The organism is Sphingobium sp. AntQ-1, from assembly GCF_028538045.1.
Classification (GTDB): Bacteria; Pseudomonadota; Alphaproteobacteria; order Sphingomonadales; family Sphingomonadaceae; genus Sphingobium; species Sphingobium cupriresistens.
Window position 1 is genome coordinate 326,343 of sequence record NZ_CP117158.1, and the last position, 16,871, is coordinate 343,213.

The 16,871-nt window shown below is 63.2% G+C and carries 13 protein-coding genes; 9 read left to right on the forward strand and 4 right to left on the reverse strand.

Translation table 11 applies throughout. The features are described 5' to 3' along the window. The first annotated feature begins 17 nt into the window (after window positions 1-17). Window positions 18-1,067, forward strand: a complete 1,050-nt coding sequence (locus sphantq_RS01640; RefSeq protein ID WP_272800156.1) for a hypothetical protein — start codon at window positions 18-20, stop codon at window positions 1,065-1,067. 43 nt (window positions 1,068-1,110) lie between these two features. Further along, window positions 1,111-1,980, forward strand: coding sequence for a DUF817 domain-containing protein (locus sphantq_RS01645; protein ID WP_272799411.1), 870 nt, complete (start codon window positions 1,111-1,113; stop codon window positions 1,978-1,980). Here the strand turns inward: sphantq_RS01645 and sphantq_RS01650 are convergent. Beyond that, on the reverse strand, window positions 1,954-3,318 hold the full coding sequence (locus sphantq_RS01650; protein WP_201785495.1) for a methyl-accepting chemotaxis protein: 1,365 nt from the start codon (window positions 3,316-3,318) through the stop codon (window positions 1,954-1,956). The two genes, sphantq_RS01645 and sphantq_RS01650, sit on opposite strands and share 27 nt — an antisense overlap. 143 nt (window positions 3,319-3,461) lie before the next feature. Between sphantq_RS01650 and sphantq_RS01655 the strand changes: the two genes are divergently transcribed. Both sphantq_RS01655 and sphantq_RS01660 read left to right on the forward strand, forming a co-directional pair. After that, window positions 3,462-4,637 carry a vWA domain-containing protein gene (locus tag sphantq_RS01655; RefSeq protein WP_066605447.1) on the forward strand — a complete coding sequence of 392 codons (1,176 nt, stop codon included), beginning with the start codon at window positions 3,462-3,464 and terminating at the stop codon, window positions 4,635-4,637. A 125-nt stretch (window positions 4,638-4,762) separates the two neighbouring features. Next, window positions 4,763-5,731: a hypothetical protein gene (locus tag sphantq_RS01660; RefSeq protein WP_066603242.1), complete on the forward strand. Its 969-nt coding sequence runs from the start codon at window positions 4,763-4,765 to the stop codon at window positions 5,729-5,731. A gap of 43 nt (window positions 5,732-5,774) precedes the next feature. Here sphantq_RS01660 and sphantq_RS01665 read toward each other — a convergent pair whose 3' ends face one another. Continuing rightward, window positions 5,775-6,860: an anhydro-N-acetylmuramic acid kinase gene (locus tag sphantq_RS01665; RefSeq protein ID WP_066603244.1), complete on the reverse strand. Its 1,086-nt coding sequence runs from the start codon at window positions 6,858-6,860 to the stop codon at window positions 5,775-5,777. Between the two features lie 55 nt (window positions 6,861-6,915). Here sphantq_RS01665 and tyrS point away from each other — a divergent pair, with 55 nt between their 5' ends. Continuing rightward, entirely contained in the window at window positions 6,916-8,133 is a 1,218-nt protein-coding gene (tyrS, locus tag sphantq_RS01670; protein ID WP_272799412.1) for a tyrosine--tRNA ligase, read from the forward strand. A 124-nt stretch (window positions 8,134-8,257) separates the two neighbouring features. Next, window positions 8,258-8,614, forward strand: a complete 357-nt coding sequence (locus tag sphantq_RS01675; RefSeq protein ID WP_066603250.1) for a PilZ domain-containing protein — start codon at window positions 8,258-8,260, stop codon at window positions 8,612-8,614. Here sphantq_RS01675 and sphantq_RS01680 read toward each other — a convergent pair. Continuing rightward, window positions 8,586-9,695 carry a mechanosensitive ion channel family protein gene (locus sphantq_RS01680; RefSeq protein ID WP_272799414.1) on the reverse strand — a complete coding sequence of 370 codons (1,110 nt, stop codon included), beginning with the start codon at window positions 9,693-9,695 and terminating at the stop codon, window positions 8,586-8,588. The genes sphantq_RS01675 and sphantq_RS01680 overlap by 29 nt on opposite strands. Window positions 9,696-9,969: 274 nt before the next feature. Between sphantq_RS01680 and sphantq_RS01685 the strand changes: the two genes are divergently transcribed. Continuing rightward, the gene (locus sphantq_RS01685; RefSeq protein ID WP_272799415.1) at window positions 9,970-10,545 is read left to right on the forward strand and encodes a hypothetical protein; all 576 of its coding nucleotides are present in this window, start codon (window positions 9,970-9,972) and stop codon (window positions 10,543-10,545) included. Between the two features lie 182 nt (window positions 10,546-10,727). Here the strand turns inward: sphantq_RS01685 and recG are convergent, their stop codons facing one another. Next, window positions 10,728-12,788 (reverse strand): ATP-dependent DNA helicase RecG, encoded by a 2,061-nt coding sequence (gene recG / locus sphantq_RS01690; RefSeq protein WP_272799416.1) that lies wholly within the window; start codon window positions 12,786-12,788, stop codon window positions 10,728-10,730. A gap of 86 nt (window positions 12,789-12,874) precedes the next feature. On the opposite strand from recG, the gene sphantq_RS01695 reads away from it, so the two are divergent. Continuing rightward, window positions 12,875-13,141 carry an FAD assembly factor SdhE gene (locus sphantq_RS01695; protein WP_066603273.1) on the forward strand — a complete coding sequence of 89 codons (267 nt, stop codon included), beginning with the start codon at window positions 12,875-12,877 and terminating at the stop codon, window positions 13,139-13,141. Between the two features lie 128 nt (window positions 13,142-13,269). Continuing rightward, window positions 13,270-16,743: a transcription-repair coupling factor gene (mfd, locus tag sphantq_RS01700; RefSeq protein WP_272799417.1), complete on the forward strand. Its 3,474-nt coding sequence runs from the start codon at window positions 13,270-13,272 to the stop codon at window positions 16,741-16,743. Window positions 16,744-16,871 lie beyond the last annotated feature (128 nt).

The following is a 16,871-nucleotide window of genomic DNA, read 5'->3' on the forward strand; positions in this document are numbered from 1 at the left end:
CCTGGAGAGTGATGACAATGCCGAAGCGCACCAAAGGACTCATAGCCGCTATAGTCTCCGCGACAGCGTTGTGCCTTTCCATTCCGACTATCGCCCATGCCGCCGACGCCGAAGCCTGGACCCCGACCGAAAGCGCCATCCGCGCCGCCTCCGCCGGCATCGCCCTGCCCCATACCGTCGCCGGCCTCTCGCTCAGCAAGAGCGGCGAAGCGTCCAATGGCGGCCGCGCGGTCGACAATTATGCGCAATATCTGTCGGAGGATGGCGCCATCCAGGCGACCCTTTACGTCTATCTGCCAACCTATGCCGACGCCTCGCTGGCCGCTTATATGACTGACAAGGCGGTGATGGAGCGGTTCGGCGCGAAGACCCGCCGCACCGCCTATGCCAGCGCGCCCGTCGCCGGCCGGGCGGACGGCGCGATCCGCGCGGTCTATGACGATGCAGCCGACGGCGCGCTGACCACGGCCGCCGGGTTCGTCCATGCCGGGCGCTGGATCGTCAAGATCCGCGTGACTGGCCCGACCGAGCGTCGCGGCGAAGTGCTGGCCGGTCTAGACGGCATGCTGGCCAACCTGACGGTCGATGACCCGGCCAGCTTGCACGCCACCGCCCCCGCCAGCTTCTCCGCCTGTCCCGCCGCGCCGACCGCCGACGCCCGGCTGACTCCGGCCAAGCCAACCGAGGAAGCCGCGCCGCAGGATGTCCGCATCCCGCGCGATGGCAAGGATGCGCTCTGCATCCGCGGCACGGCCGCCACTGCCGACGGCCGCTACGACATGCTCCAGCAGGCCGGGCGCAGCGATAGCGCGATCATCGTGCCCGTCGATGATAGCGGCACCGTGCTGGCCTTCGATCCCGCCGCCAACGGCGCAGGCTACAAGCTATCGATTCACATGGTGGGCCAGACCGATATTTATGGCGTCTATGACAGGGTGCCCAGCCCGCATCAGATCGCCGCCATCATCGACGGCAAGGACACCCAGACCGCCGAGGCGCAAGCCGTCGCCACCTACGCCGCCAATGGCGAGGTGACGGTCAGCCGCCTGGCGCAGAAGGGGCGCTGAAGGCGCTTTCGATCTTGTCAAAATGCGGCTTTAACATGCCGGGATGAATCAGCCGACAGACGCGACCCGCTTCGCCCGTATCCGCGGCCGTCTGGAGGCGATCAGCATATCGGCCGGTCCAGCGGCATGGGCGTTCGAATTCCTTCTTTTCGGCTTCAAGCAGGGCTGGGCGTGCCTGTTCGGCGGCTTGATGCTGGCGCTCCTGCTGGCTACGCACCTTTTCTACCCGTCCGGCGCATTCCTCCATCGCTATGATTTCCTGACGTTGGCGGCGCTCTCCATTCAGGCCGCGATGCTGGGCTTCCGGCTCGAAAGCTGGGACGAGGCAAAGGTCATCTTCGCCTTCCACCTGATTGGCACGATCATGGAATTGTTCAAGACTCATGCCGGTTCGTGGATCTATCCGGAGGCCAGCCTGCTTCATGTCGGCCCGGTACCGCTCTTTTCAGGATTCATGTACGCGGCGGTGGGCAGCTATATCGCCCGTATCTGGCGCATTTTCGATTTCCGCTTCCTCCATTATCCCCCGGTCTGGGCAACGATGTTGTTGGCTGGCGCCATCTACGTCAATTTCTTCGCCCATCATTGGCTGCCCGATATCCGGCTCGCCCTGTTTGCAGCCGCCGTCCTGCTATTTGGCCGCACCTGGATCATCTTTACGCCCTGGCGCGCGCCGCGGCGGATGCCGCTACTTTTTGGCTTCTTCCTCGTCGCCCTGTTCATCTGGTTTGCGGAAAATATCGGCACTTTCGCCAACGCCTGGACCTATCCCGACCAGCGCCATGGCTGGCAGATGGTCAGCGTGGCCAAGCTGGGCAGTTGGTATATGCTCATCATCATCTCCTTCGTGCTGGTGTCGCGCATCCACAACGGCGGCGCGAAATCCTCAGATCAGATAGCCCACCTCATATAGTCCCCAGCGCCGCCCGCTGAACATCAGCGGCACGAACACGCTGCGCAGCGCGCGGTAGCGGCCTTCGCCCAGATCCTGCCGATAGGTGTAGAGGAAGAAGTCGCCCTCCTCCTGCAAGGCGCGACGGGTCTGGCTATCCATGAAAATCTGCCGGTTGCGGGCATTTTCCATGTTCCAGTCAGGGGCGCCTGGCCGCTGCGGCTGGCAGCGCGCGCTAATATGGGTAGGCAGATAGCCGTTCATGTCGAGCAGGCAGCAGCCCACGATCGCGTTGTCCTCGCTGGTGCGGCGATCCAGCACCGGCCGCAACATCCCGTCCGCGAAATTGGTGAAGCCGTTGAGATATTGGGTGGGCGCCGATCCTTCGATCGCGCGGTAATCAGTGTCGAACAGTTGCGACGGGCTGATCTCCCCCTTTTGCAACGCCTGTTCGATCAAGGCGCCGACCTCTTCCGCGCCATCCTCCGCCAAAGCGATATAGCGGCTGTTGCGTGTCTTCTGCGGCCCATGCGCGGCCGTGTTGAGCATGGCGTTGGCCATACCCTCCAGCCCTTCGAGTTGCTCGCGCGCGCTGTCGACCCGCGCCGCGCTGTCGCTGGCCGACCGGCTGAACGCCGCCAGCCCATGGCGTAGCGCATTGACGTCGCCATCGGCCGCGTCGGTGCAGGCGACGATAGCGCCCGACCGCTCGCCAAACTGGGTGACCAGCGAAGCGATCTCCGCCATGCCCAGGCGCAGTCGGTCGATATGCGCGCCCGCCCCCCGGCCGCGCACGATATTGGCCTCAACCCCGCCGATCAAGTGGCGCGCATCCCGGTCCAACTGGGTCAGTTTGTCGCCGGCCGACGCCGCTGACTCGCCCGCCTGCCCCGCCAGCCGCCTGATCTCGTCCGCGACCACGGCGAAGCCCTGAGTCGCCGCGCCTCCGCGCGCCGCCTCGATCGCGGCGTTAACCCCCAGCATCCGGGTCTGGCGCGCGATCGCGCCCAGTTCTTCCGAAATATCGCCCGCCGCCTCGATCACGGTAAGGAATTGGCGCAAATGCCCCTCCAGCCCGGTGACATGCTCCACCAACGCCGCCACCTCGCCCAGTGACAGGCCGATCACGTCATGCCCATCGGCGATGATCCGGCCGGCGCGTCGGGCGGTCAGGCTCAATTCCTGCGCCGCGGCGACGCTCTCATTCTGGCTCGCGGCCAGCGTTTCCATATTGGCCTGCAATTTCGCCAGATGCGCCGAATCGCCCTGGATACGGCGGTTCAACTCGCTCAAATATCCGGCCGTCTCGCTGCACTGCAATGCGATGTCGCCCGACCTTTCTCCAAGATCAGCCAACAAGTCCCTGTTTTCCAAGCGCGCCCCTGCTCATCTTTGTGCCGTGGATAGTGACGGATTAACCATGCGCTGCAACACTTAATATTCGAACAACTTTGCAGCGACGGCGGCTTGCATCGCTGCGCGCGGTGGACGACAAGCGATCCATGCTGCTCAATTTTCTAGACGCGCTCCGCGCCGCCGGCATCCAAGCCAGCATCAAGGAGCATCTGCTGCTGCTCGAAGCGCTCGAACGCGACGTCATCGCGCGGCGGCCGGAGGATTTCTATTATCTCGCCCGCGCCACTTATGTGAAGGACGAAGGGCTGCTCGACCGGTTCGACCAGGTGTTCGCCAAGGTCTTCAAGGGCGTGCTGGGCCAGGACGGGGTCGAGGCGGATATACCCGAAGATTGGCTACGCCTGGTCGCCGAGAAATTCCTCAGTCCTGAGGAAATGGAAAAGATCAAATCCCTGGGCGACTGGGACGAGATCATGAAGACGTTGAAAGAGCGGCTGGACGAACAGCAGGGCCGGCACCAGGGCGGCAGCAAGTGGATCGGCACTGGCGGCACCTCCCCCTTCGGCAATGGCGGCTACAACCCGGAAGGCGTGCGGATCGGCGGCGAATCCCGGCACAAGCGCGCGATCAAGGTGTGGGAAAAGCGGGACTTCGCCAATCTCGACAACGCCAAGCAATTGGGCACCCGCAATATCAAGGTCGCGCTACGCCGCTTGCGCCGCTTCGCGCGGGAAGGCGCGGCGGACGAACTGGATTTGGATGAAACCATCCGCGGCACCGCGCGGCAGGGCTGGCTCGACATTCGGATGCGGCCCGAACGGCATAATGCGGTCAAGCTGCTGCTCTTTCTGGACGTCGGCGGATCGATGGACCCGTTTGTGACGCTGTGCGAGGAGCTTTTCTCCGCCGCCACGGGTGAATTCAAGAATATGGAATTTTTCTATTTCCATAACTGCCTCTACGAAGGCGTGTGGAAAGATAATCGCCGCCGCTTTGCCGAGCGGATTTCGACTTGGGATATCCTCCACAAATATGGCCATGATTATAAGGTCATCTTCGTCGGCGACGCGGCGATGAGCCCTTATGAGATCGCCCAGCCCGGCGGATCTGTCGAACATATGAACCCGGAAGCCGGCGCGGTATGGCTTCATCGCGTCACCCACACCTATCCCGCCTGCGTGTGGCTCAACCCGGCGGCCGAAGCCCATTGGGGCTATAGCCAGTCGACGAAGATGATCCGTGAGTTGATGAACGATCGCATGTATCCGCTGACGATTCAGGGTATCGACGCGGCGATGCGCGAACTGACGCGCAAAAGATAGATTGATCCATTCTGGAATATGAAGATCAATAGCTGGTGGATCCGATGAAATCGGTTCAAACTCCCATTGTTAGTATATAAATAAAGGATCAGCCTTTTTCTGCCATAATAGGTGGGAGAAGACTCATGCGAGTACTACACATCATTTCTTCACTTGCACTTTCACTTCCAGTCCCGACATGGGCGCAGGCCAACGCCTGCAAGGCTCAGGAAGATGCCGTCAATGACGTCGCCCAGATATTTGCCAAGGATCAAAGCGACCTTAATGATCGATCGAACAGCATTCAGGGGGATGCGGGCAAGGCCGAACTGTCCGGCACCGTCGATATCAAGATGGTGGAGCAACGGTGGGTGTTCGACATTCCAACGGTTATAATGAAAACCAAAGCAATGGCGTTGGACATTCCGCAGGTCACCATGAACCTGCGAACGCTTTCGTGGGACAATCCAACTGTCGTCATGCGCGCGAAAAAGGTCGGCCAATATCCGGAATTCAAATGCAGCGGTGGCCTGATCCCCAAATGCACCGTCAAATGGAAGGACATCATCACCCATGTCCCCGTCACCGAAATGCGGCGACAGGAAATCAAGATGCACATCCCGGAAACCCGCATGGAGCGTACAGATTTCACGATGGACATTCCCGAAATTCATCCAGATCGCAAGGAATGGTTCGTGAAGATTCCCGAAGTCACGCTCCGTAACATCATAGTAGAAGCGGAAAAGCTGAAGGAGCGCGGAGACGCCTTGGGCGCTGACGCCATGGCGCTCGCCAATCGGCAAAAAGAGGTTGCGGCGGAACGCACGGCTGCCCTATTCCAATGTCATGTCGATAGCCTTCAGACCAAACGCTTGGAGGTCGCCAGTCAGTTCGACACAGTCCTGAACAGCATCGACAGCGCGATCGATACGATACGCAAAAATGGCGGCAATCCGAGCAAGATCGTGACCGACGCTGGAGGCCCTCCCTTCGACATGCTGGCCCAACGGCTGGACCTGATTGCAAAGCGCGACGCCGCGCTGGCCCAAATCGACAATGCGCTTGCGGCGATGCAGAAGGACGAAGTTCTCCAGATCGACAAAACGATCGCCTGATTTTCAATGACGACCTTGCCCGCCGTTCGGGCAAGGTCGCTTTTCATGCCGAAAACAACACTCCGCCCGTCATCGCCTCCGGCGCGCCGGTCGTCCCCGGAAAGCTGATCGGCAGCCCCTTCAGGCGCCGCACCGCCATATAGGCGAAACCCTGCGCCTCCAGCGCGTCGCCGTCCCATCCCAGCCCGTCGACCGATAGTATCGCCGCCCCGGTCCGCTCCGCCAGCATCGCCATCAGCGTCGCATTATGCCGTCCGCCACCCGCGACATGGATCGCCGCCGGCCGCTGTGGCAGATGATCGACCGCGCGCGCCACCGCCGCCGCGGTGAAGGCCGTCAGCGTCGCCGCGCCATCCTCCAATGATAATCCCCGCACCACATCAATGCTGAACTGCTCGCGATCGATGCTCTTGGGCGGCGGCGCGTCGAACCAGGGGTCGGCCATCATCGCCGCCAGCCGCGCGTCATCCGGCCGCCCCCGCGCGGCGCAGGCCCCGCCCGCATCATAAGCGGCATCGCCATGCGTCTGCATCCAATTGTCGATCAGCCCGCTCGCCATGCCGGTGTCGAATGCGATCAACGTCCCGTCCGACCCGATGAAGGTGATGTTCGCCACCCCGCCCAGGTTCAGCACCGCCGCTGGCTTGTCCAGCCCCGCCGCCAGCGCCCGGTGATAGACCGGCATCAGCGGCGCGCCCTGTCCGCCCGCGGCCACATCGGCGCTGCGCAGATCGGCGACCACCGCTATGCCGAACGCCCCCGCCAGCCCAGCGCCGTCGCCAATCTGCCACGTCCAGCCCCGGTCGGGCCGATGCGCGACGGTATGGCCGTGAAAGCCGATCACCGTCACATCCTCCGCTATATGCCCGCTGCGCCCCAGCAGGTCGGCGACCACCTGCACATGCCGCTCGGTCAGTTCCGCCTCGACCGACGCCAGCAGCGGTTCGAACCCCGGCTTCTCCATCGCCATCGCACGTCGACACGCTTCGGCTAGGCGCACGCGGAAGCCGTCATCATAAGCCATGGCGTGAAATTCGACCGCGTGGGCTTGCCCTTCGCCGTCCGTTTCGATCAGCGCCGCGTCGATTCCGTCGCGCGATGTGCCGGACATCAGGCCGATTGCTAGCATGATCGAAGACTCCGCCTCTTTAACAGTCGCAACCGCAATGCTACAGGCGCGCGCCATGAGCAACTATCAGTCCGATCTCCTGCGCCTGCTCGACACGCGCGGCTACATCCACCAGTTCACCGATGCGGGGGGGCTGGACGCCCTTGCTAAAAGCCAGGTGGTGCCCGGTTATATCGGCTTCGATCCGACTGCCCCGTCGCTCCATGTCGGCAGCCTGGTCCAGATCATGATGTTGCGCCGGATGCAGCAGGCCGGTCACAAGCCGATCGTTCTGATGGGCGGCGGCACAGGCAAGATCGGCGACCCCAGCTTCAAGGACGAAGCCCGCAAGCTGATGACCGGCGACACGATCTCGTCCAACATCGCCAGCATCAAGCGGGTGTTCGAACGCTTCCTGACCTTTGGTGACGGCCCGACAGACGCTGTGATGGTCGATAATGCCGACTGGCTCGACGCCCTGGAATATATCCCGTTCCTGCGCGACATCGGCCAGCATTTTTCGGTCAACCGGATGCTCAGCTTCGATTCGGTCAAGACACGGCTGGACCGCGAACAGTCGCTGTCCTTCCTCGAATTCAACTATATGATCCTGCAGGCCTACGACTTTCTGGAACTGTCGCGCCGCTCGGCCTGCCGTCTGCAGATGGGCGGCTCCGACCAGTGGGGCAATATCGTCAACGGCATCGAATTGTCGCGCCGGGTCGATGGCACGCAGGTCTTCGGCCTGACCAGTCCGCTCATCACCACGGCGGATGGCGGAAAGATGGGCAAGACCATGAACGGCGCGGTGTGGCTGAACGCCGACGCGCTGGCGCCCTATGATTATTGGCAATTCTGGCGCAACACGCAGGATGCCGATGTCGGCCGTTTCCTGGCGCTGTTCACCGACCTGCCGCTGGACGAGATCGCCCGGCTGGAGGCGCTGGAAGGAGCAGAAATCAACGAGGCGAAGAAGATCCTCGCCCATGCCGCGACCGCCATGGCCCACGGTGAGGAAGCTGCGACCGCGGCCGCCGAAACGGCGCGCAAAACTTTCGAGGAAGGCGCGTCGGACGCCAACCTGCCGACGGTCAGCCTCGGCGCGGAGAGCCTGACCATCGTGCAGGCGATAACCGGCCTGGGATTCGCCACCTCCAACAAGGAAGTGCGCCGCAAGCTGACCGAAGGCGCGATCCGGGTGAATGGCGATGTCGTCACCGACCCCGCTCTTACGCTCACGCCCGGTGACAGGCTGAGTTTCGGCGCGAAGAAACACGGGTTGGTCGTCGCGTAACAACAATGTGTTCCCGCGCAGGCGGGAGCACACATGATTTGGCCGAAGGTCAAAACAGCGTTAGCCCATCATTAACACTCCTTCCTATCAAATCGTCCATTTTCAACTGCTTAGGCTGCGGACCATGTCGTCTTCCGTCTTTGCCAATCTCGGCCATGTGCTGCGCTCGCGCGACCCTGCGGTCGATCAACGCCGTGCGCAGCGCGAACTGGTCGATATGGTCAGCCATGTGACGGCGCAGGGGCGCAGCCATGGCGTGCGGATCATCAACATCTCCGCGCTCGGCCTGATGTGCCGCAGCGACAGCCCCTTGTCGCAGGGCGAGCGGGTCAGCATCTGGTTGCCGATCCTCAAAGACTATCCTGCTGAGATACGCTGGGTCGAGGATGGTCGGGTCGGCATGGAATTTTACGAGCCGATTTCCCCCAAAATCTATGATGCGATGCTCTCGATCATCCCGCCGCGCCGGACGGCCTGGTAGCGGCTGCATCGAGGCTGGGGAAATCGGGCCGGGCAAAGCCCTCGCCCGCTTCCACCCGCTGACGCCCGCGCACCAGCGCTTCGGGCATGTCGGTGCGCAGGAATGTCAGCATCGCTTCCCGCACCTCGCAGCGCAGGTCGAACGCGATGCCCGCATTGCGCGCGCTCAGCAGCCCGCGCAGTTCCAGCGCGTCGGCGCGATGATCCGTCACCTGCAAGATTGCGACCCGCCCGTCCCAGCGCGCGTTCGCCTGCACCGCCTCCACGAACCGGGTGCGGATACGCTCGATATCGGCGGTCGGATCGACGTAGAGGAACACCGTGCCCAACAGGTCGGACGTCCTGGTGGTCCAGTTCTGGAACGGCTTTTCCAGGAAATAGGACACCGGCACCACCATCCGCCGGTCATCCCATATGCGCACCACGACATAGGTCAGCGTGATATCCTCGATCCGCCCCCATTCACCCTCAACGATCACCACATCGTCCAGCCGGATCGGCTCGGAAAAGGCCATCTGGATGCCCGCGATCAGATTTTTGAGCGCCGGTTGCGCCGCCGCACCCACCGCCAGGCCGACCAGCCCCGCCGACGCCGCCAGCGTCACGCCGATCGTCCGCACGCCGGGAATCGCCATCAGCATCATCGCGATCACCAGCACCGCGACGATACTCTGCGCGATACGATAGAGGATACGCACCCGCGTATGTCGCTTGCGCGCTTTGAGATTATCCTCAGCATTGATATCCGCGCCGCGCTCGATCATCACCCGCGTCGCACGCATCAGCCGCAGCAGCAGCCAGCCGACCAGCAGCGCAAACACCATCTTCGACCCGATCGACCAAAGCCCCTCGACCCGCCGCCCCATGTCGAGCGGCTGCAACCCCGCCCCCAGCGCCAGCAACACCACCAGCCACCGCGTCGGCTGGAAAATCGCGGGCAACAACACCGGATCCATCCGCCGCCGCACGACCCGCAGCGCGACCGCATAGAGCGCCCAGTGGATCAGGAACGCGGACACCACTGCGGCCAAAATCGAAAAAACGGCGGTCGATGTGATATGGGTCAAGCTGATGTCGGTCATGCGGGGCCAACGCGACGGCGTGAGGATTTGTTTCGCAGGTGCGGCATGCCCCATCCACCGTCATCCCCGCGCAGGCGGGGATCCATCTCCCCAGCTTGGTACTTGGCGCGAGATCAGGAGATGGATTCCCGCCTTCGCGGTAATGACGAGAAAGGGTGGGAAGCGGAAGGTCTGCTTTTAGCAAGATAATTGTCGATGGCTGACGTCGCACGCTGAAAATTATCCCGCAGATTATCAGGTTGCAGACGTTTTTTTCGCGTTGTAGGCACGCCGTATGAAGCAAGTAACGATGCTACTGGCTGCGGCTATTTCCTGCATTCTGGGAAGTTGTGACAATCCACAATATAGCCTTGTCGGCGATTGGGAGATCGCACCAGATAGCAAACTGGCAGAAGAACATATCATCCTATTTTTCAGGAAGGAGAATGGCACCTACTATCCCGCTACACTCTCCTATTCTCTTTCGCCAAGCGGGTTACTGAGCATCGAAAAAGGTCGAGATCATGCCGTTTGTTGTTTCGGAGGCATTGATAAACACTTTGCCGACCTTCGTCAGAAGACGCAACTTTCGAAGGAGAAGCAATTCCTTATCAGAAGGATGCTCGCGCGCCTTCGGCCACGAGTGCTGTCGTCAGATGTGCCGTTTGCGCTTCCGCAAGGTTGCAGCTTCACCTTCGATTCCCGATCATGGAATTCGGTTGGCTTCTCACGAGGAAAAGCTGCTGGGGCGTTCATATTCCAGCCAGATTGTGAAGGGTTGGGCGCAGACAAAGCTAAACACCTCCTTCGTTCTGTCGTTGCCGCATTGCCACCCGTTGAAGGTTCAATGGCCTTCCTCGAAGGACATTGAAGCCTCCAATCAAATGACATTAAAGCGTCAATTCCGTCCAGATTCGGTGTCCAGCATTCAGCTTGCCCCCTGAATAAGCGGCGGTTCATAGCCTGCCGTTGACAATGTCGGCTGGTGGGCAAAGAGCTTTACAATCTGAACGGCAAAAAGTGGTCGTTTCTCGACACCCACCCCGCTTCCAACTACCCCCCCCTGAGCAACCCCACAGCCGCATCCTTCTCGAACAGATAGAGGCACGTCCGCGCCGCCTGCCCCCGCGCGCTGTCCAGTCCGCCGTCCCGCTCGATCAGCAGATGCGCGTCGTCCCGCGCGCTATCCACCAGCGCCGCGACATGCTCCGGGGTCGCGACCTTCAACGCCGCTTCGCCCGACTGCCGCGTGCCCAGCACTTCGCCCGCGCCACGCAGTTCCAGGTCCGCCTCCGCGATCCGGAACCCGTCATTCGTCTCGCGCATCAGCGCCAGCCGAGCGCGCGACGTCTCGCCCAGCGCATTGCCGCGCAGCAGCAGGCAGGTCGACGGCTTGTCGCCGCGCCCCACGCGCCCGCGCAACTGGTGCAACTGGGCAAGGCCGAACCGATCCGCCCCCTCGATGATGATCAGGCTGCTATTGGGCACGTCCACGCCCACTTCGATCACCGTCGTCGCTACCAATATCTGCGTCCGATTGGCGGCGAAGGCCTCCATCGCCGCATCCTTGTCCGGCCCCTTCATCCGGCCATGGACCAGCCCCACCCGCGCGCCGAACCGCTCGCGCAGCGATTCCGCCCGCATTTCCGCCGCCGCCTGATCGCTCGTCTCGCTCTCCTCGACCAGTGGACACACCCAATAGGCCTGCCCCCCGCCCTCGACATGGCGAGCCAGCGCCTCCACCACCTCGTCCAGCCGCGTGGCGGCCATCACCAAAGTCTGAATCGGCTGGCGCCCCGGCGGCATCTCGTCCAGTCGGGAGACTTCCATCTCGCCATAATAGGTCAGCGTGAGCGTGCGCGGGATCGGCGTCGCCGTCATCACCAGCAGATGCGGCGATCGTTCCGCCTTGCTCGCCAGCATCATCCGCTGCGCCACGCCAAAGCGATGCTGCTCATCGATCACGGCGAGGCCAAGCGCCTTATACTGCACCGCCTCCTGAAAGATCGCGTGGGTGCCGACCAATATGTCGATGCTCCCGTCCGCCAGCCCCATCAACGTGGCTTCGCGCGCCTTGCCCTTGTCGCGCCCGGTCAGGATCGCGATTGCGATCGGCAGGCCCGACGCCATTTTCCGCAGCGTCTCATAATGTTGCCGCGCCAATATCTCGGTCGGCGCCAGCATCGCGCCCTGCATCCCGGCCTCGACTGCATTGAGCAGCGCCATCAGCGCCACCAAGGTCTTGCCCGATCCGACATCGCCCTGAAGCAGCCGCAGCATCGGCGTCGCCTGCGCCATGTCGCCCTCGATCTCGGCGGTTGCGCGCCGCTGCGCCCCGGTAGGCGCAAAGGGCAACTTCAACATATCCCGCAGCCGCCCATCCCCTTGGATTGGCACGCCCCGCCGCCGCCGCGACGATTGCCGCACCAGCATCAGCGCCAGTTGCCCGGCAAAAATCTCGTCATAGGCCAGCCGCGCGCGGGCCATGGCGTCCGCCGGATCGGCATGGACCCGCGCCAGCGCCTCGCGCCACGCCGGCCAATCCTTGCGCGCCAGCAGGCTCGGCTCGATCCATTCCGGCAACTCCGGCGCCCGCGTCAGCGCCTGCCCCACCAGATCGCGCATCCGGTTGTTGGTCAGCCCTTCGGACAGCCCATAGACCGGTTCGCGCGCCGAGAGCATATGCGCATCCTCAGGCGCCAGCACATCGGGATGAACGATCTGGAGCGTATCGCCATAGGCCTCCAGCTTGCCGGAGATATATTTCGGCTCGCCCAGCGGCAACAGCTTGCGCGGCCATCCGCTATTCTTCCCGAAATAGACCAGCGCGACATGATTGCCATAGCGATCGACCGCATCGACCCGGAACGGCGCACGTGCGCTGCCGCTGGCGCGATAATCGACCGGCGTCAGTTCGATCCCGACCACCCGCCCGGCGTCCGCCATGTCGAGCCGGTCGGTCAGGTGCCGATCGACCCAGCTGACCGGCAAGTGAAAGGCCACATCGACCGCGCGCGCCAGCCCCAGCCGCTCCAGCGGCCGGGCCAGAGCGGGGCCGATCCCCTTGAACAGGGATATTTCGGCAAAGAGCGGATTGAGAATATCGGGTCGCATGTCTATCTGGCTGCCTGTAGCTGAGCGGGGGCGGTCATACAAATCCCCGATCGGCCATTTTGCCATGCCCGCAAAAGGAACAAATTGTGAACGACGATCCCCTGATGCGCCGCCTGAAATTCCGCGCTTGGCACCGCGGCACACGCGAATCGGATTATGCGGTCGGCGGCTTCTTCGAACGCTATCACGCCGAATGGAACGCCGAGGAGATTGCCTGGTTCGAACGCTTCATGGACGAGCAGGATGCCGACATCATCGGATGGGCGCTGGGCACCATCCCGGTGCCGGACGAATGGAAAGGGCCGATGATGGACAAGTTCCTGAAGCTCGATTTCGTGAAAATCGAGAACTGACAAGTCCCCCTCCCGCTTGCGGGAGGGGTTAGGGGAGGGTCTGTCTCTTCCCATCCTTTACAAGCCCTCCCCCGACCCCTCCCGCAAGCGGGAGGGGAGCAATCGAGGAGAGGACCGGACAGCCAGATATGACCGATCTCCAGACCATCCTGAAGGCCACGGCGCCCCTCACCCTGTCGGGCGTTCCCGCGGGGTTCCAGCCCTGGCTGCTCGCCGACATCGCCCGCGCCGCGGGGGCTGCGGGCAATCGCGCGGTCTTCATCGCCTCCGACGAGCAGTTGATGCGCGCGGTCGCGGACACGGCGCATTATTTCGCGCCAGAGATCGAGATCATCGAAATTCCCGCCTGGGACTGCCTGCCCTACGACCGCGCCAGCCCCTCGCTGCGCGCCGCCTCCGCCCGCCTCGCCGGTCTCCATGCCCTGCAAGCCAGGCCCAAAGGCCCGCAACTGGTCCTCACCACGCTGGCCGCCATGACCCAGCGCACGCTCACCCCGTTCCGCGTTCGGCAGTTGGTCGCCAAACTTGCGCCCAAGGAACGGATTGCTATCCAGACGCTGGCGCAGATGCTCCAAGCGAACGGCTATGTCCGCACCGACACGGTCCACGACCGGGGCGAATTCGCCATTCGCGGCGGCATCGTCGATCTCTTCCCCGGTGGCGAGGACATGCCGCTGCGCCTCGATTTCTTCGGCGACGAGATCGAAACCGTCCGCCGTTTCGATCCCGCAGACCAGCGCACGATCGAAAATGTCGACGGCTTCACCCTTCTCCCCGCCTCCGAAGCGCTGCTGGACGAAGACACGATCAAGCGTTTCCGGAGCCGCTATCGCGAAACCTTCGGCGCGACTGCGACCGGCGACCCGCTCTATCAGGCGGTCAGCGACGGCCGCCGGCTCGCGGGCATGGAACATTGGCTGCCGCTGTTCGAGGAAAAGCTCGTCCCGCTCGCCGATCATCTGGGCGAGGACGCCGTTCTGATCCGCGACCCAGGCGTGGCCGGCGCAGCGGAAAACCGGTTCGAGGCGATCCGCGACTATCATGCCAACCGCGTCCAGGCGAAGTCCGCCGATCCCGGTTCCTACCGCCCGCTCAAACCTGAATTGCTTTACCTGAGCGCCGCCGAATGGGACGCGGCCGTCGCGACCAAGCCGATGCACGGCACCACGCCCTTCCGTGAACCGGAAAGCGCGACCGTACTCGATTTCGCCGTCGACGGCCCGCGTGATTTCGCCCCCGAACGCGCGCAGAACACGAACATCTACGAAGCCGTCGGCAAACATATCGCCGCCCTGCGCAAGACCAGGAAAAAGGTCATCATCGCCAGCTACTCGGTCGGCGCGCGCGAGCGTCTTTCGGGCCTGCTCGCCGACCATGACGTCACCCGCCTCGCCGCCGCCGACGGCTGGCAGGAGGCGCTGGGCACCGCCGCCAGTGGCAGCGTCACGCTCACCGTCCTGCCGCTTGACCACGGCTTCACCGCGCCCGACGTCGCCGTCCTCACCGAACAGGATATGCTCGGCGACCGCCTCGTCCGCCGCGCCAAGCGCAAGAAGAGCGCCGACGCCTTCCTTCAAGAACTGGCCACCCTCTCGCCCGGCGATCTCGTCGTCCACATGGACCACGGCATCGGCCGCTATGAAGGGCTGACCCAGATTCCGGTCAGCAAGGCGGCGCATGACTGCGTGGCGCTGACCTATGCAGGCGGCGACAAACTCTACGTCCCCGTCGAAAATCTCGAAGTCCTCTCCCGCTACGGCTCCGAAAACGAAGGCGTCAGCCTCGACAGACTGGGCGGCGAAGCGTGGCAGCGGCGCAAGGCCAAGATGAAGGAGCGCATCCGCGAAATCGCGGGTGAATTGCTCAAGACCGCGGCCGAACGCGCCCTGCGCGCCGCCACCGTGGCGGAACCGGATCAGGCGGGATACCCCGCCTTCGTCGATCGCTTCCCCTATCAGGAAACCGAAGATCAGGATCGCGCCATCAGCGACGTGGTGGAGGATCTGGGGTCGGGCAAGCCGATGGATCGCCTCGTCTGCGGCGACGTCGGCTTCGGCAAGACCGAGGTCGCGCTCCGCGCCGCCTTCGTCGCCGCGATGGCGGGGATGCAGGTCGTGGTCATCTGCCCCACCACGCTCCTTGCGCGCCAGCATCATATGCAGTTCGAGGAGCGTTTTCGCGGCTTCCCCGTCAATATCGGCCGCCTCTCCCGCCTCGTGCCGGACAAGGAGGCGAAGGCGACCAAGGCGGGCCTGGCCGACGGCACGGTCGACATCGTCGTGGGCACCCATGCGCTGCTGGCCAAGGGGCTGGAATTCAAGCGCCTCGGCCTCGTCATCGTGGATGAGGAACAGCGGTTCGGCGTCACCCACAAAGAACGGCTGAAGTCGCTCAAGACCGACGTCCATGTCCTGACCCTGACCGCCACGCCGATCCCGCGCACGCTGCAAATGGCCATGTCGGGCCTGCGCGAACTGTCCGTCATCCAGACCCCGCCGGTAGATCGCCTGGCGGTCCGCACCTACATCATGCCCTGGGACGGCGTCGTCATCCGCGAAGCGCTGCTGCGCGAACATTATCGCGGCGGCCAAAGCTTCTTCGTCGTGCCGCGCATCGCCGACCTGACCGAGATCGAGGAGTATCTCCGCAACGACGTGCCGGAGATCAAGGCCATCGTCGCCCATGGCCAGATGAGCGCCACCGAAGTGGAAGAGCGCATGTCCGCCTTCTACGACAAGCGCTACGACGTGCTGCTTTCCACGACGATCGTGGAATCCGGCCTCGATATCCCCAGCGCCAACACGCTCATTATCCACCGCGCCGACCGTTTCGGCCTGGCCCAGCTCTACCAGCTACGCGGCCGCGTGGGTCGCTCCAAGACACGCGCCTATGCCTATATGACGACCCCCGCCAACCGCATCATCACCGAAACGGCGGAAAAGCGATTGAAGGTCTTGTCGGACCTCGACACGCTGGGCGCCGGTTTCCAGCTCGCCTCCCACGATCTCGACATTCGCGGTGCGGGCAATCTGGTCGGTGACGAACAGTCGGGCCATATCAAGGAAGTCGGCTTCGAACTCTACCAGTCGATGCTGGAAGACGCGATCATGGACGCCAAGGCGGGCGGGGTCGGTATCGAAAAGCGCAGCGACAGCTTCTCCCCCCAGATCAGCGTCGACGCGCCCATCCTCATCCCCGACGATTATGTGCCTGACCTTGACCTCCGCATGGGCCTCTATCGCCGCATCAACGAGATCGAGGATCGCCAGGGCCTTGAATCCTTCGCGGCCGAACTGATCGACCGTTTCGGCAAGCTGCCGCTGCCCACGCAAAACCTGCTCAAGATCATCGAAATCAAGCAGAATTGCATGACCGCGAACATCTCGAAGATCGACATGGGCGCAAAGGGCGCGCTGGTCAGCTTCTTTGAGGACCGCTTCCCGAACCCCGCCGGGCTGGTCGCCTATGTCCAGCGCCTCGACGGCGTCGCCCGCCTGCGTCCCGACAGCAAGGTCGTGGTCAACCGCGCCTGGCCCGACCCGCAGGCCCGCCTGAACGGCGCGCTGCAATTGTCGAAGGGATTGGCCAAGGCGGCGGGGTAGAAGCGGGAGGGGAAAATCCCATCCCGCTTTCCTACGTCGCGCTTTTCTGGTCTATCCGCCGGATGGAACAGCCTCACGGAAGATCATCCGCAACCGTCACCGGTGACCCGGATGGCGCGCAACTGGCG

Bases quoted from the DNA above. Each gene is read 5' to 3' on its own strand.
- sphantq_RS01660 (WP_066603242.1), top strand. From the start codon at position 4,763: ATGCGAGTACTACACATCATTTCTTCACTTGCACTTTCACTTCCAGTC.
- mfd (WP_272799417.1), top strand. From the start codon at position 13,270: ATGACCGATCTCCAGACCATCCTGAAGGCCACGGCGCCCCTCACCCTG.
- sphantq_RS01645 (WP_272799411.1), top strand. From the start codon at position 1,111: ATGAATCAGCCGACAGACGCGACCCGCTTCGCCCGTATCCGCGGCCGT.
- sphantq_RS01655 (WP_066605447.1), top strand. From the start codon at position 3,462: ATGCTGCTCAATTTTCTAGACGCGCTCCGCGCCGCCGGCATCCAAGCC.
- sphantq_RS01640 (WP_272800156.1), top strand. From the start codon at position 18: ATGCCGAAGCGCACCAAAGGACTCATAGCCGCTATAGTCTCCGCGACA.
- sphantq_RS01665 (WP_066603244.1), bottom strand. From the start codon at position 6,860: ATGCTAGCAATCGGCCTGATGTCCGGCACATCGCGCGACGGAATCGAC.
- sphantq_RS01675 (WP_066603250.1), top strand. From the start codon at position 8,258: ATGTCGTCTTCCGTCTTTGCCAATCTCGGCCATGTGCTGCGCTCGCGC.
- recG (WP_272799416.1), bottom strand. From the start codon at position 12,788: ATGCGACCCGATATTCTCAATCCGCTCTTTGCCGAAATATCCCTGTTC.
- sphantq_RS01680 (WP_272799414.1), bottom strand. From the start codon at position 9,695: ATGACCGACATCAGCTTGACCCATATCACATCGACCGCCGTTTTTTCG.
- tyrS (WP_272799412.1), top strand. From the start codon at position 6,916: ATGAGCAACTATCAGTCCGATCTCCTGCGCCTGCTCGACACGCGCGGC.
- sphantq_RS01685 (WP_272799415.1), top strand. From the start codon at position 9,970: ATGAAGCAAGTAACGATGCTACTGGCTGCGGCTATTTCCTGCATTCTG.